At 60.8% G+C, this 24490-nt stretch carries 25 protein-coding genes, 1 tRNA gene and 1 riboswitch; of the genes, 15 read left to right on the forward strand and 11 right to left on the reverse strand.

The genetic code is table 11. From position 1 onward, the window contains the following. Positions 1–168 precede the first annotated feature (168 nt). The 7 genes from FHT97_RS10740 to FHT97_RS10770 are packed head-to-tail and all read left to right on the forward strand — an operon-like array spanning position 169 to position 7627. The gene (locus tag FHT97_RS10740; RefSeq protein ID WP_183862041.1) at positions 169–1194 is read left to right on the forward strand and encodes a LacI family DNA-binding transcriptional regulator; all 1026 of its coding nucleotides are present in this window, start codon (positions 169–171) and stop codon (positions 1192–1194) included. A 19-nt stretch (positions 1195–1213) separates the two neighbouring features. Then, entirely contained in the window at positions 1214–2236 is a 1023-nt protein-coding gene (locus tag FHT97_RS10745) for an ABC transporter substrate-binding protein (RefSeq protein WP_183862043.1), read from the forward strand. A 60-nt stretch (positions 2237–2296) separates the two neighbouring features. Next, entirely contained in the window at positions 2297–3124 is an 828-nt protein-coding gene (locus FHT97_RS10750) for an ABC transporter permease (protein ID WP_183862045.1), read from the forward strand. Then, on the forward strand, positions 3121–3900 hold the full coding sequence (locus FHT97_RS10755; RefSeq protein ID WP_018859249.1) for an ABC transporter permease: 780 nt from the start codon (positions 3121–3123) through the stop codon (positions 3898–3900). Before FHT97_RS10750 ends, FHT97_RS10755 begins: the two co-directional genes overlap by 4 nt. Next, positions 3893–4918, forward strand: a complete 1026-nt coding sequence (locus FHT97_RS10760) for an ABC transporter ATP-binding protein (RefSeq protein ID WP_183862047.1) — start codon at positions 3893–3895, stop codon at positions 4916–4918. The genes FHT97_RS10755 and FHT97_RS10760 overlap by 8 nt, the downstream gene beginning before the upstream one ends. A 4-nt stretch (positions 4919–4922) precedes the next feature. Further along, positions 4923–5843 (forward strand): nucleoside hydrolase, encoded by a 921-nt coding sequence (locus FHT97_RS10765; RefSeq protein WP_183862049.1) that lies wholly within the window; start codon positions 4923–4925, stop codon positions 5841–5843. Beyond that, positions 5840–7627, forward strand: a complete 1788-nt coding sequence (locus FHT97_RS10770; protein ID WP_183862051.1) for an adenine deaminase C-terminal domain-containing protein — start codon at positions 5840–5842, stop codon at positions 7625–7627. Before FHT97_RS10765 ends, FHT97_RS10770 begins: the two co-directional genes overlap by 4 nt. 56 nt (positions 7628–7683) lie before the next feature. Here the strand turns inward: FHT97_RS10770 and FHT97_RS10775 are convergent, their stop codons facing one another. Then, positions 7684–8859 carry a M20 aminoacylase family protein gene (locus tag FHT97_RS10775; RefSeq protein WP_183862053.1) on the reverse strand — a complete coding sequence of 392 codons (1176 nt, stop codon included), beginning with the start codon at positions 8857–8859 and terminating at the stop codon, positions 7684–7686. Positions 8860–9059: 200 nt separating this feature from the next. Between FHT97_RS10775 and FHT97_RS10780 the strand changes: the two genes are divergently transcribed. Next, positions 9060–9722: a sulfite oxidase-like oxidoreductase gene (locus FHT97_RS10780; RefSeq protein WP_183862055.1), complete on the forward strand. Its 663-nt coding sequence runs from the start codon at positions 9060–9062 to the stop codon at positions 9720–9722. Between the two features lie 185 nt (positions 9723–9907). Beyond that, a complete protein-coding gene (locus FHT97_RS10785) occupies positions 9908–10690 on the forward strand; it encodes a helix-turn-helix transcriptional regulator (protein ID WP_246712604.1) in 783 nt (260 codons plus the stop codon). Here FHT97_RS10785 and FHT97_RS10790 read toward each other — a convergent pair. Genes FHT97_RS10790 through FHT97_RS10800 form a run of 3 tightly spaced genes read right to left on the reverse strand, consistent with a single transcriptional unit; the run spans position 10687 to position 12302 of the window. Next, positions 10687–11295 carry a hypothetical protein gene (locus FHT97_RS10790; protein ID WP_183862057.1) on the reverse strand — a complete coding sequence of 203 codons (609 nt, stop codon included), beginning with the start codon at positions 11293–11295 and terminating at the stop codon, positions 10687–10689. The genes FHT97_RS10785 and FHT97_RS10790 overlap by 4 nt on opposite strands. Before the next feature lie 40 nt (positions 11296–11335). After that, on the reverse strand, positions 11336–12079 hold the full coding sequence (locus FHT97_RS10795) for a CbtA family protein (RefSeq protein ID WP_183862059.1): 744 nt from the start codon (positions 12077–12079) through the stop codon (positions 11336–11338). A gap of 13 nt (positions 12080–12092) precedes the next feature. Beyond that, entirely contained in the window at positions 12093–12302 is a 210-nt protein-coding gene (locus FHT97_RS10800; RefSeq protein WP_183862061.1) for a CbtB-domain containing protein, read from the reverse strand. Positions 12303–12330: 28 nt separating this feature from the next. Beyond that, positions 12331–12482, reverse strand: a riboswitch (cobalamin riboswitch). Between the two features lie 40 nt (positions 12483–12522). Here FHT97_RS10800 and FHT97_RS10805 point away from each other — a divergent pair. The 3 genes from FHT97_RS10805 (at position 12523) to FHT97_RS10815 (ending at position 15860) form a co-directional block, all read left to right on the forward strand. Further along, positions 12523–13089: a histidine phosphatase family protein gene (locus FHT97_RS10805; protein ID WP_183862063.1), complete on the forward strand. Its 567-nt coding sequence runs from the start codon at positions 12523–12525 to the stop codon at positions 13087–13089. 360 nt (positions 13090–13449) lie between these two features. Continuing rightward, positions 13450–15015: an EAL domain-containing protein gene (locus FHT97_RS10810; protein WP_183862065.1), complete on the forward strand. Its 1566-nt coding sequence runs from the start codon at positions 13450–13452 to the stop codon at positions 15013–15015. A 221-nt stretch (positions 15016–15236) separates the two neighbouring features. Next, positions 15237–15860 (forward strand): outer membrane protein, encoded by a 624-nt coding sequence (locus FHT97_RS10815; RefSeq protein WP_183862067.1) that lies wholly within the window; start codon positions 15237–15239, stop codon positions 15858–15860. A 260-nt stretch (positions 15861–16120) separates the two neighbouring features. On the opposite strand, the gene FHT97_RS10820 is transcribed toward FHT97_RS10815, so the two are convergent. Together FHT97_RS10820 and FHT97_RS10825 are read right to left on the reverse strand one after the other, a co-directional pair. After that, positions 16121–16381: a hypothetical protein gene (locus tag FHT97_RS10820; RefSeq protein ID WP_016557240.1), complete on the reverse strand. Its 261-nt coding sequence runs from the start codon at positions 16379–16381 to the stop codon at positions 16121–16123. Between the two features lie 633 nt (positions 16382–17014). Beyond that, on the reverse strand, positions 17015–17164 hold the full coding sequence (locus tag FHT97_RS10825) for a hypothetical protein (RefSeq protein WP_183755687.1): 150 nt from the start codon (positions 17162–17164) through the stop codon (positions 17015–17017). A 194-nt stretch (positions 17165–17358) separates the two neighbouring features. Here FHT97_RS10825 and FHT97_RS10830 point away from each other — a divergent pair, with 194 nt between their 5' ends. Continuing rightward, positions 17359–17607, forward strand: a complete 249-nt coding sequence (locus FHT97_RS10830) for a hypothetical protein (RefSeq protein ID WP_183862069.1) — start codon at positions 17359–17361, stop codon at positions 17605–17607. Positions 17608–18389: 782 nt separating this feature from the next. Next, complete coding sequence (locus tag FHT97_RS10835; RefSeq protein ID WP_183755689.1) at positions 18390–18575, forward strand: hypothetical protein; 186 nt, start codon at positions 18390–18392, stop codon at positions 18573–18575. A 179-nt stretch (positions 18576–18754) separates the two neighbouring features. On the opposite strand, the gene FHT97_RS10840 is transcribed toward FHT97_RS10835, so the two are convergent. The 5 genes from FHT97_RS10840 to FHT97_RS10860 all read right to left on the reverse strand — a co-directional run bounded on the left by FHT97_RS10840 (position 18755) and on the right by FHT97_RS10860 (position 23582). Next, positions 18755–18831: transfer RNA gene (locus FHT97_RS10840), tRNA-Met, on the reverse strand. Between the two features lie 109 nt (positions 18832–18940). Continuing rightward, positions 18941–20140 carry a tRNA 2-thiouridine(34) synthase MnmA gene (mnmA, locus tag FHT97_RS10845; protein ID WP_183755690.1) on the reverse strand — a complete coding sequence of 400 codons (1200 nt, stop codon included), beginning with the start codon at positions 20138–20140 and terminating at the stop codon, positions 18941–18943. A 184-nt stretch (positions 20141–20324) separates the two neighbouring features. Beyond that, positions 20325–21737 carry a chromate efflux transporter gene (chrA, locus tag FHT97_RS10850; protein ID WP_183862071.1) on the reverse strand — a complete coding sequence of 471 codons (1413 nt, stop codon included), beginning with the start codon at positions 21735–21737 and terminating at the stop codon, positions 20325–20327. Between the two features lies 1 nt (position 21738). Then, on the reverse strand, positions 21739–22554 hold the full coding sequence (locus FHT97_RS10855; protein WP_183862073.1) for a sulfurtransferase/chromate resistance protein: 816 nt from the start codon (positions 22552–22554) through the stop codon (positions 21739–21741). A gap of 257 nt (positions 22555–22811) precedes the next feature. Next, positions 22812–23582 carry a siderophore-interacting protein gene (locus FHT97_RS10860; RefSeq protein ID WP_183862075.1) on the reverse strand — a complete coding sequence of 257 codons (771 nt, stop codon included), beginning with the start codon at positions 23580–23582 and terminating at the stop codon, positions 22812–22814. A 293-nt stretch (positions 23583–23875) separates the two neighbouring features. Between FHT97_RS10860 and FHT97_RS10865 the strand changes: the two genes are divergently transcribed. After that, a complete protein-coding gene (locus FHT97_RS10865) occupies positions 23876–24490 on the forward strand; it encodes a DUF1442 domain-containing protein (RefSeq protein WP_183862077.1) in 615 nt (204 codons plus the stop codon).

Here is a 24490-nt window from a genome sequence, read left to right on the forward strand (position 1 = left end):
GGCGAGCTGAGCCACACGAGACAGAAAGCCCCGCAATCGCGGGGCTTTTTTATGGCCGCTATCGGTAGCCAAAGCCGATAATGACGGCAGCGGCGATTTTGGATTCGACAAGTTCGCCGGCCTGATGTACGCAGTGATTAAACGATTAATCTCCGTATGTCGGAAACCATGCCTCCAACGCGACCTGGACCGAACCTGAGCAGGATTGCGACGTCGCTTGGCGTATCTGTCGCGACGGTTTCCAATGCGCTCTCTGGCAAAGGCCGCGTTTCCGAACAACTGGCAGAGAGGATCAAGGAACATGCCGCCGAACTCGGCTACGTTCCGAGCCAGGCCGGACGCGCGCTTCGTACCGGGCGCAGCGGCGTCCTCGGCCTTGTTCTGCCTGACATCGCCAACCCAATTTTCCCGAAGCTCGCCCAGGCGATCGAATTCGCCGCCACTGCCGCCGGTTACGGCGTGCTCATCGCCGACTCCCGGGGGGACGTCGCCACCCAGACCGAGGCGATCAACCGTTTGGTCGAGCGCGGCGTCGAGGGTATGGTAATCATTCCGCGCCGCGCGACCCGAATTTCCGCCGCCGCCTGCCCGGTCGCCGTCATCGACACAGCCTCCACCCCTGGCAACACCGTGGCTGCCGATCACATGCAGGGCGGCTGGGCGATCGCCAACCATTTGGCCGAGCTTGGACATCGGCGCATCCTCATCATCGGCAACAATCCCGGCTCAAATGTTCAAAACGACCGCGTGGGCGGCATCCGCTCAGGTCTCCGCCCCGGAATGAGTTCGGCAACACTCTGGATCGAGACGCTGGAGCGGCAAAACGGCAGCGGGTGCAGTTTGGGACTCGCTGAGAAAGTGCGCGAGGGCTACACGGCGTTCGCAGCGCTGTCGGATTTGCAGGCCTTGCGAGCCCTCACAGAATTGCAGCGCGACGGCATTGATGTGCCAAGCGTCGCAAGCGTAACCGGCTTCGATGACCTCATCTGGTCACCCGTCATCACCCCATCCCTGACGACGGTGGCGATGGACATGCATACCATCGCAGAGATCGCCATTACGTCATTGCTGCAGACCATACAGACGCGCGGCAGCCGCGAGGGCGTGCTTGTCACGTCTGAGACCGACCGAGTTCCAATGCAACTGATCGTTCGCCAGTCCTCCGGGCCGGCGGACCCGACACGAATATCCTGACAGACGGAGAACAGCTGACATGAAGAATGCCCTCATCGCTTCGGCCGCGCTATTGGCGCTGTCGCCCCTCGCCGCGAAGGCAGAAGAAAAGACGCTTACGATTTCCGTCTATGCCTTTGCTCAGGATGACTTCAAGTCGATCGTCTACGATCCCTTCGAGGCCAAGTGCGGCTGCAAGCTTGTGGTCGAGACTGGCAACAGCGTCGAGCGGCTTGCCAAGATGGAGGCCAACAAGGCGAGCCCCGTTATCGACATGGCCGTCGTCTCCATGGCCGATGCCCTGTCGGCCACCCGCAAGGATCTGATCGACAAGGTCGACACCTCCAAACTCTCCAACTTCGGCAAGCTCTATGACCTCGCCAAGGACCCGAACGGCGACGGCATGAGCGTCGGCTACACCTTCTACGCCACCTCGATCGCCTATCGCTCCGACAAGATGAAGATCGAGTCCTGGGCAGACCTGTTGAAGCCTGAATATGTCGGCCATGTCGCCTTCCCGAACGTCACCACCAACCAGGGCCCTCCGGCGCTGTTCATGCTCGGACAGGCGCTCGGCAGCGACAAGCCGGATCTGAAGACGCCGATCGAGGCGGTCGGCGAGAAGAAGGACGAGATCGTCACCTTCTATGAGAAATCCTCGCAGCTGGTGCAGCTGATGCAGCAGGAAGAAATCTGGGCCGCCCCGATCGGCCGCTTCTCCTGGGCCGGCTTCACCAAGCTCGACGTTCCCGTCGCATGGGCAACGCCTAAGGAAGGCCAGACCGGCGGCATGAACGTGATGGTCGTGACCAAGGGCTCGAAGAACCGTGATCTCGCCCTGCAGTTCATGGACTTCTGGCTCTCCACCGAAATCCAGACGAAGCTTGCTGAAAAGCTCGTCGACAGCCCGGCGAACAAGGAGGTCAAGCTCTCCGAGGAAGCCGCCAACAACCTCACCTACGGCGAAGAAACCGCCAAGAGCCTGAAGCTCATCCCATCAGCAGCCGCGCTCGACAACCGCGATGCCTGGCTGAAGGAATGGAACGAGAAGGTCGGTCAGTAATTTCGAGGCCGGCTCCGGAACCTGCCGGAGCCGGCCCTTCAATCCGTCGAAAGTCGTTTCATGTTTCAGAACCGCGCAGAAGCCTTGGCGCTTGCCCTGCCCGCAGCAGTCTTTGCCGCGCTGGTCTTCCTGCTGCCCGTTGTCGTCCTCCTCTCCGAAGGCTACCGCATCGACGGCAGCTGGACGCTTGGCGCCTATACCGGCTTCTTTTCCGAGCAGCTGAATCGCACCGTCTTTCTGCGGACCTTTCGCCTAGGGCTTGAGGTTACGGCTGTCTCGGCCGTGATCGGCTATGCCGCAGCCTTCGCGATCGTCAACCTGCCACCGAAGGGCAAGGGCCGGATGATCGGCCTCATCACCCTGCCGTTGATGATCTCGCCGGTTGCCCGCACTTATGCCTGGATCGTCATTCTCGGCCGCACCGGCATCGTCAACCAGGCCATCCAGGGCCTCGGCCTCAGCGACGGCCCGCTGCGGCTGCTCTTCACCGAGACCGCCGTCTTCATCGGCCTGCTGCAGCTCTTCCTGCCGCTGATGATCCTGTCCCTGATCAGCGCGCTCGAGAATATGCCGAAGGATGCCATTCCCGCCGCCCGCGTGCTCGGCGCCAACTGGTTCCAGGTATTCTGGAAGGTGATCCTGCCGCTCACCCGTGAAGGCCTCGTCGTCGGCGGCACGCTCGTCTTCACCGGATCGCTGACCGCCTACATCACCCCCGCCGTTCTTGGCGGCTCGAAGGTGCTGATGCTGGAAACGCTGCTCTATCAGCAGGTGTCGGTTGCCAACAACTTCGTCTCGGCAAGCGTCATCGCCTTCATGCTGATCGTCATGAGCTTTGCCGCCAACATCCTGCTCAAGCGCCTTGCCACGGCGAGGAACAAGCGATGACCGCACGCATTCTTTCTCCGCTGGTCCTCGGCCTGTTGCTGATCTTCCTGATCGGCCCGTTCCTGATCATCATCGCCGCATCGCTCTCGGCCGGTGACACGCTGGCCTTCCCGCCACAGGGCCTTTCCCTCAAGTGGGTCGCCAAGGTCTTCACCATCGACAGCTTCCGCGAGAGCTTCGCCATGTCGATGTTCCTTGCCGTCTTCGGTACGCTGACAGCGCTCGTGCTCGGCATCCCCGCTGCCTATGCGCTCTCGCGCTACAAGCTCCCCTTCGGCGAAACCGTCCGTACGATCGTGTCGCTGCCGATCATCGTACCCGGCATCATCGTCGGTCTGGCATTGCTGCGCTACCTCGTCGTGCCTTTCGGCTTCAACATCACGCTGGCCCTGTTCATGGCGCACACGGCGCTCGTGCTGCCCTACGCCGTGCGCGTCGTCTCAGCCAGCCTCAACAACCTGCGCTCGGATATGGAGGAAGCAGCCGTCCTGCTCGGTTCCTCACGCGTCGGCGCCTTCTTCCGCGTCGTCATGCCGAATATCCGTGGCGGCATCCTGGCCGCCTTCATCCTCGGCTTCGTGACCAGCTTCAATCAGGTGCCGGTCTCGCTCTTCCTCTCCGGTCCCGGCGTGCGCACGCTGCCGATCGACATGCTGGGCTACATGGAGACCACTTACGATCCGTCGATCGCGGCGCTCTCCTCGCTGCTCGCCTTCCTTTCCATCGGCATCGTCTTCCTTGCCGAACGCTTCCTGGGATTCTCTCGTTATGTCTGACGCCTATCTCACACTCGACAAGCTGACGCTTGCCTACGGCGATACGGTCGCGGTCAAGGATCTGGATCTTACGATCGCCAAGGGCGAGCTCGTCGCCCTGCTCGGCCCCTCCGGATGCGGCAAGACGACGACGATGCGCTCGATCGCCGGCCTGCTTGCTCCGGCATCCGGCCGCATCACGCTCGATGGAACCGAGATAACCCGCGTCTCCGCCAACAAGCGCAATGTCGGCCTGGTCTTCCAGTCCTACGCGCTGTTCCCGCATCTGACGGTCTACGAGAACGTCGCCTTCGGCCTGCGCCTGAAGGGCATAGGCGGCAAGGATCTCGATACCAAGGTCACATCAGGCATCAAGTCCGTCGGCCTGGCCAAGTTCGCAGACCGAAAGCCTGTCGAACTCTCGGGCGGCCAGCAGCAGCGTGTGGCCCTTGCCCGCTCAATGGTGATGGAGCCGAAGGTTCTGCTGCTCGATGAGCCCCTTTCCAACCTCGACGCCCGCCTGCGCCTTGAAATGCGCGCCGAACTGCAGCGCGTCCAGAAGGAAACCGGCGTCACGATGATCTTCGTCACCCACGACCAGATCGAAGCCCTCGCGCTCGCCGACCGGATCGTGGTGATGCTGAACGGCGGCATCGAGCAGATCGGCACGCCGGAGGAAATCTACAACAAGCCCGTCTCGGCCTTCGTCGCCGATTTCGTCGGCTTCGAAAACGTCTTTGCGCTGGAAAACGGCAAGCTCGCGACATCCACCACATCAGTCGAGCTTTCCGGTCCGGCGCCGCAGGCCGCAAAGGGCCTGGCCTGGCGTCCGCGCATGGTGATCCTTGGTTCAGGTCCTTTCCAAGGCACCGTGCGCGGCACCTCGTTTGCCGGCAACACCCGCGAATACCTGCTCGACACGCCGCTTGGGCCGATCAAGGCCGAGGTCGATGCCGAACTTCCGACGCATGCGATCGGCTCGACGCATGCCTTCGATCTGCCGCTTGCCGCTGCAGCGCCCCTCTCACGTTACAGGTAACATCATGGGCGTCTGGATCGACACCGATATGGGCTTTGACGATATCGCCGCGATCCTCGTGGTGACGCACGCAAAGCTCGACATATCAGGCATCTCGCTCGTCTTCGGCAATACGCCGCTGCCGCAGGTGCGCGTCAACGCATCAGGCGCCGCCAAAGCCTTCGGCTGGACCTTCCCGATCCACAGCGGTCGCGCCATGCCCGTCCTCGGCTCGCTCGAAACCGCGCAGGCGATCCTCGGCGAGACAGGCATTCCGACATCAGGCCAAAGCCTGCCCACCGCCGCACCGCTGGTGGAGAGCGACGCGTTCACCGCCCTCTGCCGCTGGCTGGAGACCGATGGCCCCCATCGAATCCTCGCGCTCGGTCCCTTGACCAATCTCGCTGCCCTCGCATTGGCACGCCCGGACCTCGCCGCCCGCATCACCGAACTGACCTGGATGGGCGGCGGCGTCACGGCGGGCAATCACACGGCGTCCGCCGAGTTCAACGCGCTGGCCGACCCGGAAGCGCTTGCCATCGTTCTCGCCCATAATCTGCCGCTACTCATGGTCGATCTCGATCTTTGCCGTAAGGTTATCGCGACGCCTGACGACGTCGGCCCGGTGCGAGACGCTGGCGGTCACAATGCCGCGTTGCTGGCCGATATGCTCGACGGCTACATCGGCATCGGAACCAGCCGCGGCAGATCGGGAATGGCGATCTACGACCCGTCAGCCGCAGTTGCCTTCGTCGCGCCCGAGATTGTCACGTTCCGTCCGGCGCGCATCGATGCCGAATTGCAGGGCCAGCATACCCGTGGCCGCACCGTGGTCGAGACCCGGGCGACGCATGCAACCTTCAACGCCGAATACGCCATCGGTATCGACGCCGAAAAGGCCCGCGCCTTTATCCTCGGCGCACTGATCGATGAGGCCGGCCGATGAGCGTCACCGAACCGAAAGATCTCAACGATCCCGCACTTCGCGCCCGCGCCGTTGCCGCCGCGCGCGGTGACGCGCCCTTCGATCTGCTGATCTCGGGCGGACGCCTGCTCGATGTCGTCACCGGCCTGACCCGCGACGCCGACATCGGCGTCGTTGGACCGCTGATCGCAAGCGTTCACGCACCAGGTAGCCGCACCGACACTGCCAAGACCGTCGACGCAGCAGGCAGCATCGTTTCGCCCGGTCTCATCGATACGCACATGCATGTCGAAAGCTCGATGGTGACGCCCGCCGCCTATGCGGCAGCCGTCGTTCCGCGCGGCGTGACGACCATTGTCTGGGATCCGCACGAGTTCGGCAACGTGCATGGCCTGGACGGCGTACGCTGGGCAATCGAAGCGTCCCGCTGCCTACCGCTCCGGACCATCGTTCTCGCGCCTTCCTGCGTTCCTTCCGCTCCGGGGCTTGAAGTCGCCGGCGCGGATTTCGACGCATCTGTTATCACCGAAATGCTGCGGTGGCCTGGTGTAGGTGGTGTTGCCGAAGTCATGAACATGCGCGGTGTCATCGACGGCGATCCGCGCATGACCGACATTGTGAATGCCGGCCTCGCATCCGGGAAACTGGTCTGCGGCCATGCCCGTGGGCTCGAGGACGCTGACCTGAATGCTTTCATGGCCGCCGGCGTCACTTCGGATCACGAACTGACCTCCAGCGCCGACCTGCTGCAGAAGCTGGCCGCCGGGCTGACCATCGAGTTGCGCGGCTCGCATGACCATCTGCTGCAGGAATTCGTAACCGCTCTCAACGGTATCGGCCATCTGCCATCGACGGTCACGCTCTGCACCGACGATGTCTTCCCGGACGAACTGAAGGACGGCGGCGGTCTCGACGACGTCATCCGCCGGCTCGTCCGCTATGGGATGAAGCCGGAATGGGCGCTGAGAGCCGCCACCTTCAACGCGGCACAACGACTGAAGCGCTCGGATCTCGGCCTGATCGCTGCCGGTCGCCGCGCGGATCTCGTGCTCTTCAAAGACCTCATTGGCTTCGCCACGAAAGCCGTCATCGCCAATGGCGCAATCGTCTCAACATCGGGTGAAATGGACGCCCACTTGCGCTCGTTCGAGACGCAGGCATTGCAGAACTCGGTCAAGCTGACGTCCCTGACGGAAGATGACTTCAGGGTTCCCGCCACCGGCAAGCGCGTTCGTGTCGCCACGATTGACCGCCCCCGTTTCACCCAGTGGGGCGAGGCGGAAACTGGCGTCGACGGCGGTTTCGTCGTTCCGCCGGCCGGAAGCACCATGATCGCGGTCGCGCATCGGCACGGCAAGGTCGATGGCAGGCCACGCGTCGGCTTCCTCACCGGTTGGGGAGAATGGCGAGGAGCCTTCTGCACGACTGTCTCGCACGACAGCCACAACCTTACCGTCTTCGGCGGCAACGCTCGCGACATGGCAGTCGCCGCCAACGCGGTGATATCAGCGGGCGGCGGCATGGCCGTCGCCAAAGATGGCCAGATCGAAGCGCTTCTGCCGCTGCCGGTGTCGGGCCTCGTGACGGAAGCCCCATTGGCAGAAACGGCGGCGTCCTTCCGAGCGATCCGCAAGGCGATGGAAAAGATCGTTGACTGGAAACCGCCCTACCTAGTTTTCAAGGCATGCTTCGGCGCCACGCTTGCCTGCAACGTCGGCCCGCATCAGACGGATCGAGGGATATCCGACGTTCTGACCGGCGAAGTGCTCGAAAGCCCCGTAATCGAGATTCTCGAGAGCGAATAACCTCAGCATCCGGGCACTGCTGCCCGCCTGCTCAATCTATCAATCGCTCAAACGATCTACAGCGTAGCCTTCAGCTCACGCTCGACCAGAGCCGTCCAGAAGGCCGCGCCATAACCAAGCGCATGGTCATTGAAATCATAGGCGGTGTTGTGGTGCAGGGCGCCATCGACGGCAGGACCGTTCCCGAGCCAGACGTAACATCCCGGCGCATTCTGGCCGAAGAAGGCGAAATCATCGCCTGCCGTCGACGGCGGGAAGCTGGTACGCACCTTGTCCCCGAACACCGCTCCGGCAGCGCCTAACGCACGCGCGGTCGCATCGCTGTCGTTGACCACAGGCGGGATGCGCCGTTCGAACTGGTAATCAACAGCAATGCCGAACATCGCCGCCGTGCCCTTCGCAAGCCGTCCGATCTCTTCCTCGAGTTGGTCGCGGACCTCAGGCGAATAGGCGCGGGCGGTCCCCCCGATTTCGACGATATCGGGGATCACGTTCAACGCCTTGGGATCGCCCGCCTGCAGCGAACAGGCGCTGACGACCGCCGGCTGCAACGGATCGACGACACGTCCGACAATCGTCTGCAACGAGGTCAGGAAGGTGCCGGCTGCCGTGATCGGATCCTTGCCGAGGTGCGGCTTGGCACCATGCGTTCCGGTACCCCGGAAGGTCACACGCCAACTGTCCGAAGACGCCAGTTGCGGCCCTTCGACCACGGCGATCTCATCAACGGCGAGGCCAGGCATGTTGTGAAGGCCATAGACGGCATCACATGGGAAGTGCTTAAACAAGCCGTCCTCGACCATCTTGCGCGCCCCGCCTCTGCCCTCCTCGGCTGGCTGGAAGATGAAATGCACGGTTCCGGAAAACGCGCGCGTTGCCGCCAGATGCCGTGCCGCGCCGAGCAGCATGGTCGTATGTCCGTCATGCCCGCAGGCATGCATCTTGCCCGCAAATTTGGATTTATACGGGCGATCCGCGGTCTCCGGCATTGCAAGCGCATCCATATCGGCACGCAGCCCGATCGTGCGCGTCCCGCTGCCGACCTGCAACGTACCGACAACGCCGGTGCGGCCTAGGCCCAGATGAACCTTGATGCCCGCCTCTTCCAATAGCTGCGCGACGATGCCGCTCGTGCGCTCCTCCTCGAAGCCAAGTTCGGGATGCGCGTGCAGATCGCGACGCAGCGAGGTCAAGAATGGCAGATCGTTCTCGATCCGGGCGGGAATGGGCATGTGCCGGACGTCCTGTAAAAGCGCGCAGGCGTCAAAACTGCGCCATGGTGGTCCCTCTTATTCAGCAAATACCCCGGAAATTCAACCTCTTCGATGCTCTCGCCGCAGCCGATGGCCCGGATCCATGCGACGATCTAGGAGCGACGCTTGACAGTGCGCGGAGGTGAATGGCCTAATCGCTGCAACGCGAAAAGCCAGCAATGAGCGACGATCAAACCCCGACTGACAGCAAGCTCACGACGTCGAAGCGCCGCTGGGCAGCAGAAGGAAAGTTCCTCACCGGCCGCATCAGCCGCCCGCAAGCCGAGCGACTGCCACCCGGCCAGCATCTCGTCAAGAATTGGCCGGTCCTTGATCTGGGTCAGCAGCCAATCATCTCGACGGATACGTGGCGCCTTGAAGTCCGGGGGCTTGTCGAAACGCCGCTTGATCTTTCCTGGGCCGCCTTCCACGCGCTGGAGCAAAGCGTCAAGGTCACCGACATTCACTGCGTGACGACGTGGTCGCGCTATGACAACAAGTGGAAGGGCGTGTCGACCCGTGATCTGCTCGATCAGGCGATGCCAAAGCCGGAAGCCTCCTATGTGATGCTGACGAGCTATGACGGTTACACGACGAACCTGCCGCTCGCGGATTTCGCCGCCGAGGATGCGATCCTGGCAACATCCTGGGAAGGCGTGCCTCTGACGCGTGACCATGGCGGCCCAATGCGGCTCGTGGTTCCGCACCTCTATTTCTGGAAGAGCGCGAAGTGGCTGCGTCGTATCGAGCTGCTGCCGGCCGACGCCGCGGGTTTCTGGGAACAGAACGGCTATCATATGCATGGCGACCCGTGGCGGGAGCAGCGCTATTCTGGGGATTGATACCAGTAGCGATTGCTACTCCGCGCGGGACGACAGGACAGCGCCTCTCGCTTGCTCGCTATAGTTTCGCGAGACGCCCTCTCGGGGCCTCCTCAAACCGACAAGTAAGACCCGCATAGCGGGCAATTGGCGCGAACCGAAATTCACCCCAGAATAGAGATTGGAAGTAATGCATTTTCAAATTAATGCCTTATGACAATTTGAATGCTGTCACTATTGAACCTGCACCCATTTTAGGTTGTTGTTGCATGCCGATTCCAGATATCGCGTATGAGTTGATGAACAAGCACACCTCATTTCACACTGTCACGCAGAAACTGCTGGACGCGTGGCTGCATACCACGCCGCAGCCGCCTGCTGCGCCGGAAGACATCTATCGCGACGTTGTGGATCTCCTAACGATCAGAATGAGGATGACACTTGTGGTTCTCGATGGAGAGGATCCGCTGCAATGGTATCTCAAGGTCGTACGCTCCTCTGGCTTCAGCTCACGCCTGCTGAACATCAATAAGCTGTTCGCTGATCAACGCATCGGCGAGTTCAAGGACCGTACGTACATGGAAACGGCTGTCATCCCGCGCTATCGTGAGGTGATTGCGACGCAGAAACCGTCGATGGAACTGGTCAAAACGAGGGTCCTGGGCGTCAATCTCGGATATGAGCGACTGATCCTTCCCCAAAAGACAATGGCGCGGCGCCCGTCCTGGCTGCTGACAGTTTCGAACGGGCGGTTCATGTTCAACCCGCCTCAGCAGCAGGCTCGCATGGATGCGACCGACGAAGCGGTGATCCAGCTTTTGACCGAAGGGGCTACGGCCAAGGAGATCGCGGCTGATCTCGGTATTTCGCATCGAACCGTCGAACATCGGCTGGAGCGCATGAAAGAGCGCTACGGCGCGAAGAACACCGTGCACCTTACGGCGATGCTGGTTGCAACGCACTTCGACCGCGATGTCGAGAAAAGTTAGGGTGCGATCCGTCGAAGCAGGCGCCGCCCGCCATAGACCGCAGCCAGCAGCGCCGCCGCAAGCGCCGTCAACGTCGCCAGACTAGCGGGATGCAGCGGAACAGCGCTCCAGGAGGGACGAACGATATCTGCAGTGTTGAACGCCTCTCCGCTAAACTCGCAGGTGATCAACGCCAAGCCGCGCAGCACCATGCCGGCATCGATTGCCGAGACGATGGCCTCGGCTTCGACAGCCTCGCCGCCCATGCTCCGCATCGATAGCAGCACGGCCTTCGTTGCCGCGAGATAGGCGTGCGAGCATTCGTTGAACGGGCTGGCCTCGTCGGTCACCCCACCAGGCATTTTGCCCCACAAACAGTAGGCATGCTGGATTTGGGCGTAGTTCAGCACACGCCGGAATGGCTCTGTCGTGTCCGTCGCGCGGGCCGCGAGACCGATGATCCGATCGCGATACTCGGCGAACATGATCATTTCGCCATGTGAGATTTCGGCAATCGCAATGCCGGTATGAGGTCCGCTGCCGCTGCGCTGGTGTGCTTCCGCAACCGAGCAAAACTGTAGCAACGCGAGCAGGGACAAAAGGAAAATTGAGTGCCGAAAGATCATCGTTTGAATGAGGCTCCGGATCGCTCCGGAGCCCCTCCGATCAATGGAAGGCCGGCGCGTGAGCGCGCAGCTTTGCAACGGCGCCAAGCTTGCGCTCGGCGAGCGCACCGAAGGCCACACCGAGGACGCTCCACAAGATCAGGTGCATGCCGATCGAGGTCGTACGGAAACGCCAAAGGACCGCCGCCGAATAGTCTTCCGGCACCTCGTTGATCGGCGGGAGCAGATACTGCACGACACCGATGAAGACGACATAGGCGAGACCTGCTGAGATTCCTGCGTTCCAGGCACCGAACCGTGGAGTGAGACGGCGTGCAAACGCAATTGCGGCAACGAGCGCGGCGATCGAAACGACGATCATCAGGAAGAACAGCTCAGTCCTGACGCCGATCGTATCCGGATTGCCGACCGCCGGCGGATTGGCCGGGTATTTGATATTCGGCACGATAACAACGGAGACGAAGGCCGCAACCGCGATGACTGCCGACGTTCCACGTGCCCCGAGACCACTGAAGCGGCCTTGGACAAAGGCAAAAACCAGTGCGAACAGCCCACCGACAGCGATGCTGTAAGCCATCACGCCGGTGAAGAGACCAATGCCGGCCTGCATGGCGCGGCTGACGATCTCGGGTTCGGCCGTTTCGCCGGCTGCCTGCGCTGCGGCTTCCTCGAACGCAATCGCTTGGTCTACCAGCGGCTCACCGAAGGTGTGGGCAAAGGCAAACACGAGGATGCCAGCGATCAGGCCCGCGAGCATCCCGCGAAGCAAAAGATTTCCAACCATGTTCGGAACTCCCTTAGTGGCAGGGGAAGCCGAGAAGATGCCGGCCGTCATGCACGAACTCGTGCACGTACATACCGTTGAAAAGCGCCATCGCGCCCTCTTCGGTGCCGACGAAATAGATGGCGATGAGCATCAGCAGACCGCCGAAGATCGCCCAGGGCAAAAGCTCACCAACCGGAATCGGAGCGGGTATGGCGACGGGCGCAAAAGTAGAGTCAGACATGTATTCCTCCTGGAATGACGCGTTCAGTCGAGAATTGTTGCGTGGCAGGGTCTGACTTCCAGTCCGAGGTATCCTCATCCTGATCACAGTGGCGCGACCGCACCGGAATTTCACCGGTTTCCAAACCCACAACATAACCGTTATATCTGCGGCTTCGAGCCTGTCAACGAAACTTCATAGAGCGGCAGGTCCCCTTCCCCGTTATCCGGAGACGATCAACGTGATGACGCGCCTCACCTGGATCTGCCATGGTTCGACAGCCGCCAATCGCGAGGCGCGGTTCCCGCAGGACGAACCGCTGAACGACAAGGCAATCATTGCGACGAAGGCAATCGTCCCTCGGCTCCGGCGTGCCGATAGCGTGGTTGCCAGCCCGGCATTGCGCGCCCGGCAGACGGCCGAGGCGCTTGGCCTACAACCGGAATTTTCCGAGGCGCTCGCCGATTGTGACTTTGGCCGCTGGGCAGGACGCTCGATTGCGGAGATCCAGCAGGCGGAACCGGAAAATCTGGCGGTTTGGATGGCGCGACCGGAAGAAGCGCCGCACGGTGGCGAGGCAATCGCCGCCGTGTGCATGCGTGTAAACACCTGGATGAGCGAGCGCCTGCAGGCCGGTGGCCATAGCGTCGCCATCACTCATGCCGCGGTCATCAGGGCAGCAATCATCAACACGCTACAAGCTCCGGTGTCCTCCTTCTGGATCGCCGATATCGAACCTCTCGCTATTGTCCACATGACCAGCAATGGCAGCCGGTGGTCGCTGCGCGTGGAAGGCCCGGCAACCTAATTTTCTGAGCATTAATTTAGATCAGCCTTACGCAAGCGAACCATGCCATAGCTTTCCGACCCGACACAGTCGGGCCGTGTTCCTTGCCCCAAGGAGGACCAAATGCCTTATGATTGGAGCGGCGCGCAGATCCGGCGCACGCGCCTGCTACGCACGACTGCCGCCGTCACACTGCTCTTGCTCATCATTGGCGCATCCCTATTGATCCGTTGAGAGCGACAGGCGGGCGGTGTTACCGCTCGCCTTTCGAGCCGACCTCCTCTCACGGTAGGCGCAGATACCAAGAATTCGCCCTTTGGTTTCAACAAACGCTTCAGACTTCAATGATACACCGGCGCTCGGGTGGAGATGGAGTGAAGCATGCCGGTATTCTTCCAGAGCAGAGCCGGAAGGCAATGCCTGTTGGTCATGGCGTTGGGAGTAACGCTGTGGCTTGTCGGCGCGATCCTGGAATTGGATAACTGGCTCGTCGCCTTCGTCGGCGCTTACGAGAATTATGGTGCGGACAAACTCGTCCTCGCGCTCGGCATCGGCGGCGCGATGAGCTTCGTCTATTCGATCCTGCGCATCGTCGACCTTCGCAAGGAGATGGAGTTGCGGGCCAGCGCCCAGGCCAAGGCCGACTGGACGGCAACCCACGATCACCTCACCAAGCTTCCCAATCGCTATGCCTTCGAGCGTAAAGTCCTTCCGCGAAGGACGAAGACCGATGTCGAGGGCGACGAATGGGAGCAGAATGTTACAATCTTCTCCGTCGACCTTGATGGCTTCAAGAAGGTCAATGACCTTGTCGGCCACAATGGCGGCGATGCGCTGCTGATCGAAGTGGCAAAGCGCATCTGCGCGATCGGCAACGCTGATTGCGTCTACCGTTTTGGCGGTGACGAGTTCGTCGTCGTCGCGCTCGGCCTCTCCCCGCGGCACGAGGAGCGCTTCGCGTGCCTGCTTATCCAGGCCGTAACGCGCCCCATCAATATCAATGGCTTTGCCGTCGAAGTCGGCGCCAGTGTGGGTTATGATCGCTGGCAACAGGGTCGGGAGCCGTTGGAGGACGCCGCCCACCGTGCCGACCTCGCCATGTACGAGGCGAAGTCACGCGGCCCCAATCAGAACATGGCGTTTGAAGCCTCGATGCAGGATAAGGTGGCAAAACGCGCTACTCTGGAATCGAAGCTCCGGATTGCGATCCAAAAGAAGGCTATCCGGCCGTTCTATCAGCCGCTGATCGATCTCAAGACCGGCACGGTCTGCGGCTTCGAGGCGCTGGCGCGCTGGACGGATGAAGATGGCGTTGCCATTCCGCCGCCGGTCTTCATCAGCATTGCCGAAGAAACCGGCATGATCACCGAGCTCTTCGAGGATCTTCTTGCGCATGCCTGCCGCGATGCCTTGGCTTGGGATGATCACGTCATGCTGTCGTTCAACGTCTCTCCGGTACAGATGGAGGACAAGCTGCTAGCCTCGCGCATCTTCAAGGTGCTCTCGGCAAACGGCCTGCCGCCACGCCGCCTGGAGATCGAGATCACCGAGAATGCGCTGATCCAGGATCCGGCGGTTGCCGCCATCATTCTGGATGAACTCCACGACGCCGGCGTGCAGATCGCCCTGGACGATTTCGGCACGGGCTATTCCAGCCTCGCCCAACTCGCCCGATACCGGTTCGACAAGATCAAGATCGACAAGAGCTTCATTGCGACCTACCGCGATGACGAGCGCCAGGAGAAGATCATTCGCGCCATGCTTGGCCTCGGTCGCAGCCTCAACATACAGACGACCGCCGAAGGCATCGAGGAGCATCGCCAACTCGGTCACCTGCTTCAGCTCGGCTGCGATGTTGGCCAGGGCTATCTCTTCGGAAAACCCATGCCCGCCGAAGACACACACTCCTTCATCTTCGATCGCGATGTGACGCTGGCGAACGGATGAGCGCCGCGCAACGTACGCCACATCCGTACTGCTAGCATTCCCGCACATCAGAAATTCGTGATGGAACCTTCTCGGATAGGGCGGCGTTAGCGCCTTGGTCCTGTGGGCGGACATTTCCACTGAAAGTGTAATGCATGCCGCATGGCCACGATTATCGATCGGGGCTGGCCTTGGTCGGCGTGTAACTTGAGTGGACCCTTGTCATAGGAGAGGGATTTATCATGTATTTCCGTATAGTTGGCGTCTCCGCAGCTATGATTGCTCTCGCGGGAACCGCATCCGCCGCGGACCTTGTCAGCGAACCGCCGGCGGCCCCGGTTGCCGAAGCGGCGCCTGCATTCACCTGGAACGGCTTTTATCTAGGCCTGCAGGGTGGCGGCGCGTGGGGCAACGGTGACTTCTCCGGTATCGGCGACGCCAACCTCAACGGCGGCCTTGTCACCGGCTTTGCCGGATATAACTGGCAACTCGACAACAACATCGTCCTCGGTGTCGAAGGCGACGCTTCCTACAATTGGGACGAGGAAACGGTCGGCGGCAATGAATACAAGTTCGACACGACAGGCTCCGTTCGCGCCCGCGTCGGTTACGCTCTCGATCACGCGCTGTTTTATGTCGCTGCCGGCTGGACCGGCGCCAGGGGCCACGTAAGCACCCCTGTTGGCGATGATGATGCGACGTTCTCCGGCTGGACCGTTGGAGCCGGTCTCGACTATGCCTTCACCAACAATATCTTCGGGCGGGTCGAATATCGCTACAACGACTATGGCAGCAAGGACCTTCGCGGCGTCGATACCGACTTCAACCAAAACGTCGTGACCGTCGGCGTTGGCTACAAATTCTGAGAGCGCCGGCCCAAGCAAGTGGCAGGAAATGACAAAGCCCGGGCGAATGCCCGGGCTCTGACTTGACAGCGGTCGCCGTAAACGGCAGTCCGTTCGTAGTCTAGTGGTTTCCACCGCGGCTGCCATCACCCTGGCCGCCGCCGACTTAGCCGCCGCCACCCTGGCTGTTGCCACCCTGGTTGCCGCCACGCCGCGCGCTATTCTTGGGGCGTGATCCTCCGTTGCCTAGCCACCCGCATACCTACACGACCCCAAAGGAGCTAGTGGACCGACGGGTCTTCGTCTTCCAGAAATGTCTTGATCCCCTCACGGGCGACCGTGGCCAGAAACTCGTCGAAAGCCTCGCGATCGGTCGCGAAGGGCTCTTCCCATTCGATGAGATCCTCGTGCTGGGTCACCACCTCCATCTTCCAGTCGCCGTTCGAGCCGGCCGGGCGGAAGATATCGACGAGTACGGTCACACCATCCTCGGTAAACTCGCCGGCGAGCTCGGAATGTTCCAGTTTCGGTTTCTTTGCCATTCTCAAACCCGATCTGTGTTGCGCGCTGCTATCGTGCATATCGTGGCCGAATGAGAAAGGCGTACGGCCGAAGTTTATTGAAGGTTCCACGGAAGAATATGCGGTGCTTTACACAGGCGGGTGCGAGCCGGGCTATACAGCGATCAAACCCCGGTCAATCAACGCACGCAAATTCTCAAGCTTCGACCTTTGGTCCCTTTTGCGTGGAAATGCGCGGCCTGGACATGCGGCCGTGGCTTCGTAGCTGAAGGTAATTCTGAGTGCCGTCGTCGCTTTTGCTGAGAGCCTCAGTTCCATGATCGGGAGAGAAGCTCAGGCGTTGCCTCCGAAGAGCTAAGCTTCTCTCCCTCTGGCATTCGAGATTTCGTCCTGTACAGGATGCTCGGTCCCCGCTGCGCCCTGTGTAAGCCGCACCGTTCGGTTTGCCATGAGGTCACATTAGCGACCTCCAAAATAATTGAAATAGATTTCTGAATGTCTCCGGGAGCACTATGTGAGCTGCAACTCTCGGGACTTTGGTCCAACTATCCAATCGAGCCTAGACGACGTAATCGTGCGCTGTCCAAACCCATGGACACCGGAATGCTCCGGATTGCCCCCGCGGGCGCACCGGAGTATTCTGGACCCCAATCCCTATTTTTCTTCGACCGAAATTCCTTTTTCACCAATAGAAATGTCCACGCCCGAGGGCTTGCTCTGCTCGCGATAAATGTAGACCCCCAGGCCCACCACGACGACGAGCAAAGCACCGATAATTAGGAAGAGACCGTTACGACTATTCATGCCAACTCCTTGTTTGCGGACCCTTTGAGATAGGCGGAAACATCCGCTTGGCAACCGCGTTGCGGCCAAGGCTGCCTCCCGGTGACATCATTAGTTCATACACCGTTGGCACCATGGGCTGCCCGCGTATGGTGATCCGACTGCGCGTATGCGGTGATAGCGTGCTGATAACCGTCATACGAAGGAGAATGCCAATGAACCGCGCTCTCATGGCTGCAGCGGTCGCTGCACTCTTTGGTCTTTCGAACTTTGCGCCTGCTGCGGCGGCGTCATCGGCTGCGAAGAAAGGCACCCCAACAGCAGTGAGCAAGCAAACGACTGGATCCACCACACCGATGACCAATCGGTTTCTGACTCCCCGAATGATGGATCGCAAGCGCCCGATGAATCCGGTTTGCGACCAAGGCTTCAAACCGGGCGCCCCTTCGAGCTGTCACTACTGACTGTCAAATCCACCCTGATGAAGAGAGCCCACAGCCCCAAGAGGGATTAGCTTTACCATGGGCAGCAAGGTGCGTGCATAGCTGTTACCGGATATCCATCGTCTCAATATCCACGACGATCCGCCGCCGCAACATCAGCGCCGCACCCTTCGTCATGAAGGTTCCGAGGCAGATTGACGGCGTCTGGCTGCGCGATATCGGCAGAATGAATTGACCGATGCCGTTAGAGAGGCGGAACCGCGACCGTAGGGCCGAGGATCGAAGCCGTCACCAACAGCACGCAGGTAAGACCGACCAACACCGTAATGCTTAGACCGACGAATTGCTTCTTACTCATGCTTTAGAGATGGGACGATCCATAGTGCTCTACCAGTGCGGCTTCTCGTCACGCTCGATCGCCTGGTTCGGGCCGCGTCACCGGAGGGTAACCAGCCGCAGACCGATCAATTGCGCGAAATCGGGCTCTTGCGGCCGCGCGAGCAGACCGCACTGCCACTAAGACCAGGCAAATAACGATGGCGCCCTGTTTAGTCTGAAAATGAGGCCTAGGGCGACTTTCGCTCCGACCTAAGTCGAACAAATCGTTCGACTTTCGAAAGACGGCAAGGAGCCATTGATACTGTAGCCTTCCAAACGTCCTCATACCCTAGGACACAGTGCATCCCGGATATTGCGGACTGATCCCTCCACAGTATCCGGGAACCGCCTTTTTGACTGCGAGTAGATATCCTTGATCTGGCCTGCTGTCCTGCGCATCCTGCAAGTCAGAGGGAGAAACAGTCGTGAACGACAAACCCGCCTTTCTCGCATTCCGGTACTCTGATGGTACCTGGACTGTCATGATTGTCAGCGAGGACACAATCTCTGAGGTTCAAGATATGACGGCCGCCAAGCTAATCGAGATAATCGAGAGTTTGGAAATCATGAACGAAGCGGAAGAGAAAGACTGGTGGGATGTCTTCCACTAAGAAGACGCGAGTTGCCGTTAAGTGCCTGTCGGAAGAAGAGTGTTACAGTTCCGCACCACTACCATCGGTAGGAAGGCGCCGCCGTTGTCGTCCAACCGACCGACAACAAGCAAGCACTACTAAGTCGGATTAACGGCTACTGTCCAAGTTGGCTGATACGGAGCCGTCGTTGATAAGGATGGTAGCGGAGGAGGGATTTGAACCCCCGACACAAGGATTATGATTCCTCTGCTCTGACCTACTGAGCTACTCCGCCACTGGTCAACGGTGCCGTTCGCGTTGCGGCGGCCCGTGGGATGAGCGGCTTATAAGGTGCGCCTCGGCTTTGTGTCAAGCGCATGATCGAGAAAATACCACAGGCTTTTTCAGGCCGCGATAGGGCTTGCCAGCAACGCCTTCAGCGAAGCCTCCGCCGCCGGTTCGCGCTCGGAGCGTTCGATAAAACCACCGCCGTAGACGCGTGCGTCGTCGCCGGGCGCCGAATAGAGCGCGCAGGCTTGGCCCGGTGCAACACCGGCTTCGCCGACTGCGAGGTCGACATAAATCCCACTCGCATCGGCATGCAACACCGCGGGCGTCGGTGCGCGCGTGGAGCGGACCTTGGCGAAACACGCAAAGCCTTCACCCGAGGCAGCCGCGGCGAGCGGCTCGTCGCCCAGCCAGTTGACATCGCGCAAGTAGACGCGATGAGTCTCCAGTGCTTCCTTCGGGCCGACAATGACCCGGCGGGAGCGAGCATCAAGGTAGACCACGTAGAGCGGCTCGCCGGTGGCAATGCCGATGCCGCGGCGCTGGCCGATGGTGTAGTGCAGGATGCCGTCATGCTGGCCGAGAACGCGGCCGTCGAGATGGACGATCTCACCTGCGAGCGCCGCGTTCGGCTTCAGCTTGTTGATGATGTCGGAATACTTGCCCTGCGGCACGAAACAGATGTCCTGGCTGTCCGCCTTCTTGGCGACCACAAGACCCATGTCCTCGGCAAGCTTTCGGGTTTCGGCCTTCGGCAGGCCGCCGAGCGGAAAGCGCAGATAGTCGATCTGCTCCTGCGTCGTCGCGAAAAGGAAGTAGCTCTGGTCGCGATCGGAATCGGCCGGACGATAGAGCGCGCGACGACCGGGGTCGCCAGGCGCCGGATTGGGCCGCGAGCGAATGTAGTGGCCGGTCGCAAGTGCATCGGCGCCGAGCTCCTTGGCCGTTGCCAGCAGATCCGCGAACTTGACCGTCTGATTGCACGAGACACAGGGGATCGGCGTCTCGCCGGCGACATAGCTTTCCATGAATGGATTGATCACCGTGTCGCGGAAGCGCTTCTCATAGTCCAGTACATAGTGAGGAATGCCGAGCGTCTCACAAACCCGACGGGCATCGTCGATATCTTGGCCGGCACAGCAGGAGCCTGCGCGATGAACTGCGGCGCCGTGATCGTAAAGCTGCAGCGTAATGCCGAGCACGTCATAGCCCTGGCGCTTGAGAATGCCTGCCACCACGGAACTATCGACGCCGCCGGACATGGCGACGACAACGCGGGTATCTTCCGGCTTCTTTTCAAAATCCAGTGTGTTCACGGGTGACTGCCAATTCTAAGCTTGTTGTGATCCACCCATAAGATGCGGCGGATTTCATGCGTCCGCGCGGGATCGGCCGCCGGACTTTCGTTGGCGAGGATATAGAAAGGATTGGGTTCCGGCGCAAGAGGATGCAAGTTTCATCAGTGAAGTGTCGCTTGGCACATGCCTTGTGCTGCCGCTGTTACAGCGCCGCCCCGAGTAGCTTCCAAAGCATTCCGGCCACGGCACAAGCGATCAATGTGGGGATCACCGACAGTCTGAACCGGAAGATGGCAACGGCAGCCGCGATGCTGAGAACGAGCGACGGCAGAGCCAGCGATGACCAGACGGGTACCTCAATCCATACGAGGCCAAGCCGATGGATGCGCGTCTCGGTAAACAGGAAATGCAAGCCGAACCAGATTGCGAGGTTCAGGATGACGCCGACCACAGCAGCGGTAATGGCCGACATCGCGCTTGCGAGCGCTGCATTTCCCCTAAGCTTCTCGATGAACGGCGCACCCAGAAAGATCCACAGGAAGCACGGCACGAAGGTCACCCAGGTCGTGAGGATTGCGGCCAGCGTCGCGGCCACCATCGGATCGAGACCGCCTGGATCGCGGTGAGCTCCCATGAAGCCGACGAACTGGAGGACCATAATCAGGGGGCCGGGCGTCGTCTCGGCCATGCCGAGCCCATCCAGCATCTCCGTTGGGCGCAGCCAGCCATAATGCTGAACCGCCTCCTGCGCGACATAGGCAAGCACGGCGTACGCGCCCCCAAAGGTCACCACGGCCATCTTGCTGAAAAAGACGCCGATCTGCGTAAACACATCATCGCCGCCTCGGAGCACGTAAAGCAGCAAGAGCGGTCCGAGCCACAACGCCAGCATGACGGCCGAAATCTTCAACGACCATAGCAGGTTCGGCCGCGCGTGGAGCGGCGTTTCCTTTCCGAGCGCGGAATCGACGTCGGCCAGCACGCGACCGGCAGCGGCCTTATGGCCATTGCCTGTCTGGAAGGGCTTCGAGCCGGTTGCCGAACCCAAAAAGCCGATGATCGCCGCCGCCAGGATGATCAACGGGAACGAGATATGCAGAATATAGATCCCCACGAACGCCGCGGCCGCGATGGCGACCATCGCCGGATTTTTCAGCGCTCTACCACCGATCCGGATGACGGCTTGCAAAACGACCGCAAGAACAGCCGCCTTGAGACCGAAGAACATGCCTTCGATGGCGTCGACGTTTCCAAACAGCACGTAGACGTAGCTGAGGGCAAGGATGGACAGGAAACCAGGCAAAACGAAAAGGATGCCGGCGACAAGCCCGCCTGCCGTCCTGTGCATGAGCCAGCCGATATAGATGGCGAGCTGTTGCGCTTCTGGTCCCGGCAACAGCATGCAGTAGTTCAGGGCATGCAGAAAACGATGCTCGCCGATCCACTTCTTTTCGTCGACGACGATCCTGTGCATGACGGCGATCTGCCCGGCCGGGCCGCCGAAGCTCAGCGCCGCCACCCGCAACCAGACGCGGAAGGCTTCGCCGAAGGAGACACCGTGACCCGTCCCGCCCGTCATGTTGTCGGCGGGTGTATCCGTGACAAGGTTGGCCATCTCAGCTTCCCTTCTTCGCCGAGGGCCAATTGTGCGTCTCGTCGGTCGCGTCCCGGCACCATCGATAGAAGGCATCGTATAGGGTCATGCCTGCTTCCAATTGCTCAAGGTCGTCGGCAAACATCCGCGAAAGCCCGAGTGAAGCCGCCAGCAATCCGGCCGCTTCAGGCGCAAGATCGAGTCTTGCGGTATCGGCCGCCCGGACAACCGTCGCAAGCCTGAGGAGCGCGTCGGATTGAATGGCAAATTCCTCCACCATGATGTCGAAGGAGCAGCGATCGCCGCGATGGCTCCAGAAGACACCCTCGATATCGAAGGGTGTCGCCCCGAAACGGTCGGCGACCATCAAGACCTCCGCGGTCGGAACAAACAGAAAGACGGCCGACGGATCGACGAAGCGACGGATCAGCCAGGGGCATGCGATACGGTCGATCTTCGGGCGCGCGCGCGTGACCCAAACGGTTCGTCCCTTGGCATCACGAGACGGCAACTTCTCCGAGGGCACAGCAAGGCCGCTCGTCTTGATCCATGCTTCGAACCCGCCTTCCAGCGTTTCGGCCTGCACGCCCATGAAGCGAAGATGCGCGGCAACGCCGTGGCTGAGCTTGGCGCCATGGTGGCAGATGATCACCGCTGGACTCTGGATTTCATGGCCCCATTGGTCCACCTCCCTGAACGGCCTGCGGATTGACCCGGGAATGAGACGAGGATCGGCAGAAAAATCCTCATCGTTGCGCACATCGATCAACACCGGCGCACCGGGCGTGCCAATGAGGCGGTTGAGTTTGTCGGCTGAGATTTCGGTGAATGACGGCATCGCGCGTCCCTCCGTGTTAGCGGCTTCGTTGGACGCGACTCTTCGGCTGGCGCCTCGTGGGGTGATCGCGACCCCATGAGGCGTATGATCCATGGTGGATCCGGGTGTGTCAAACACTTTCCAACCGCGCGTTGCTTGCGAAGATCCGAGATGCAGCGACGTTGCGAACACGGATTTCACGCTGGAAAGGGCCCTTCAGAGGCCGTAGGAGCAGGGAGCGAGGCGTCTGCGTGACGCGCGCGCCTCCTGAACAGAACCTAGTCGAACTTCTCCGTGGTATCGGCCTTGCCCTTGACCCAGTACCCGGAAGCCTTGATCCAGTGCAACGGATAGCCCCGCTCCGTAACAAGATAGGCGCGGATTGCGCGGGTAACCGACGCCTCGGCTGCGACCCAGACGAAAGTTTCCGGCCGAATATCGACTCCCCGCAATATGCTCAGAAGCGGTCCGGCATCCGTCGCATCCGAAGGCGATCGTTCCGCCCAATGCATATGTAGATCCGCCTTGGTTTCGAAGATCTGCCTCTCCGCCTGCCCTGCCACCGCCGCGATCGCGGTGATCACCATGCCGACATCGCTTTCCTCGATCCGGCGTCCCATGGCAGGCAGCGCGGTTTCGTCGCCGATCAGCAGCCACCGGGTCACGGTTGAGGACACCACCGCTGAGCCTCGCGGCCCGCCGATCGCAAGCGTATCGCCCACGGATGCCTCAATCGCCCACTGGGTCACCGGGCCGGCTTCATGCAAGGCAAAGTCGATCGTCAACGTGCGGGCATCGTTGTCGTACCGCCGTGGCGTATAGTCGCGACGGGCCTCGCCCTCGAGCGCAGGCACAAAGACTTTCACGTGATCATCCGGCGCTAGGCTGATGAAGTCCGCAAGGTCGTCGCCCGTCAGGACGATGCGGCGCATGCCCGGCGTGATGTCCGTGACTTCGGCGACCGTCAGGGAGCGGCGACGTAGTTCATGACGAACCCGTTCGATCTGTGGAGCCGGCAGGCTGTAAGTTGAGTTCTGATTGCTATCCATCGTGTCCTTCAGAGGCTCTTCACCTCGATCCGCAGGACACAGTCGCGCAGATCGAAGCCGCAGAGCCGTTCGATCATACGCGTTGAGTGACGTTAACGCTTACGCGGCCGAGCGACGCCCGACCGTTGACGCGCCGGATGTAACCGACATCTCAGGGCCGTGCAACAACGCTTGGCGGTAAATGGCGATTGTTGCCAAAGTTTAACTTTCATGCCGGCGACTACCGAGCAAATCTTGTCAGCAGGGCCGCGCATGTGGGTGTCTCAACGCGGGCACCCCTCGAGGAGTCGAAGATGGACAGCAAGATTCAAGACGTGCTTGATACCTACCATGTCATGATCCGCGAGGAGCAGAACAGCCCTCGCCAGCTTGTGCCCGGCGGCCGCGACGGAGGGCAGGACATGCGTTTGCGCGCGGTCGGTCGGGAAACCGGGCAACTTATCAACATTCTCGCCAAGAGCCTCGAAAAGCCGGTCATTCTCGAGCTTGGCACTTCCTTCGGCTATTCCGGCATCTGGCTGGCGGAAGCGGCGCGGGCGGCAGGCGGCAGGCTGATCACCATGGAGTTGCACGAGTATAAGTCGGCACATGCCAAAGAGATGGCGACAAAGGCTAGGCTCGCGGACTGGATCGATTTCCGGATCGGTGACGCGGTCGAAATGATCGGTGACCTCACCGATGGCATCGACTTTGTCCTCGTGGATCTCTGGAAGGACTTGTATCTGCCTTGCCTCGAGGCCTTCTATCCCAAGCTCAATCCCGGCGCGATTGTCGTTGCGGACAACATGCTCCGTCCCGGCGACGAGAACGTCAGGCAATACGGCAAGGCGATCCGGGCCAGGCCCGGCATTACCAGCGTGCTTTTGCCGGTCGGCAGCGGAATCGAGGTGAGTCGCTTCGACCGATGA

Source organism: Rhizobium sp. BK399, from assembly GCF_014194695.1.
GTDB lineage: Bacteria > Pseudomonadota > Alphaproteobacteria > Rhizobiales > Rhizobiaceae > Rhizobium.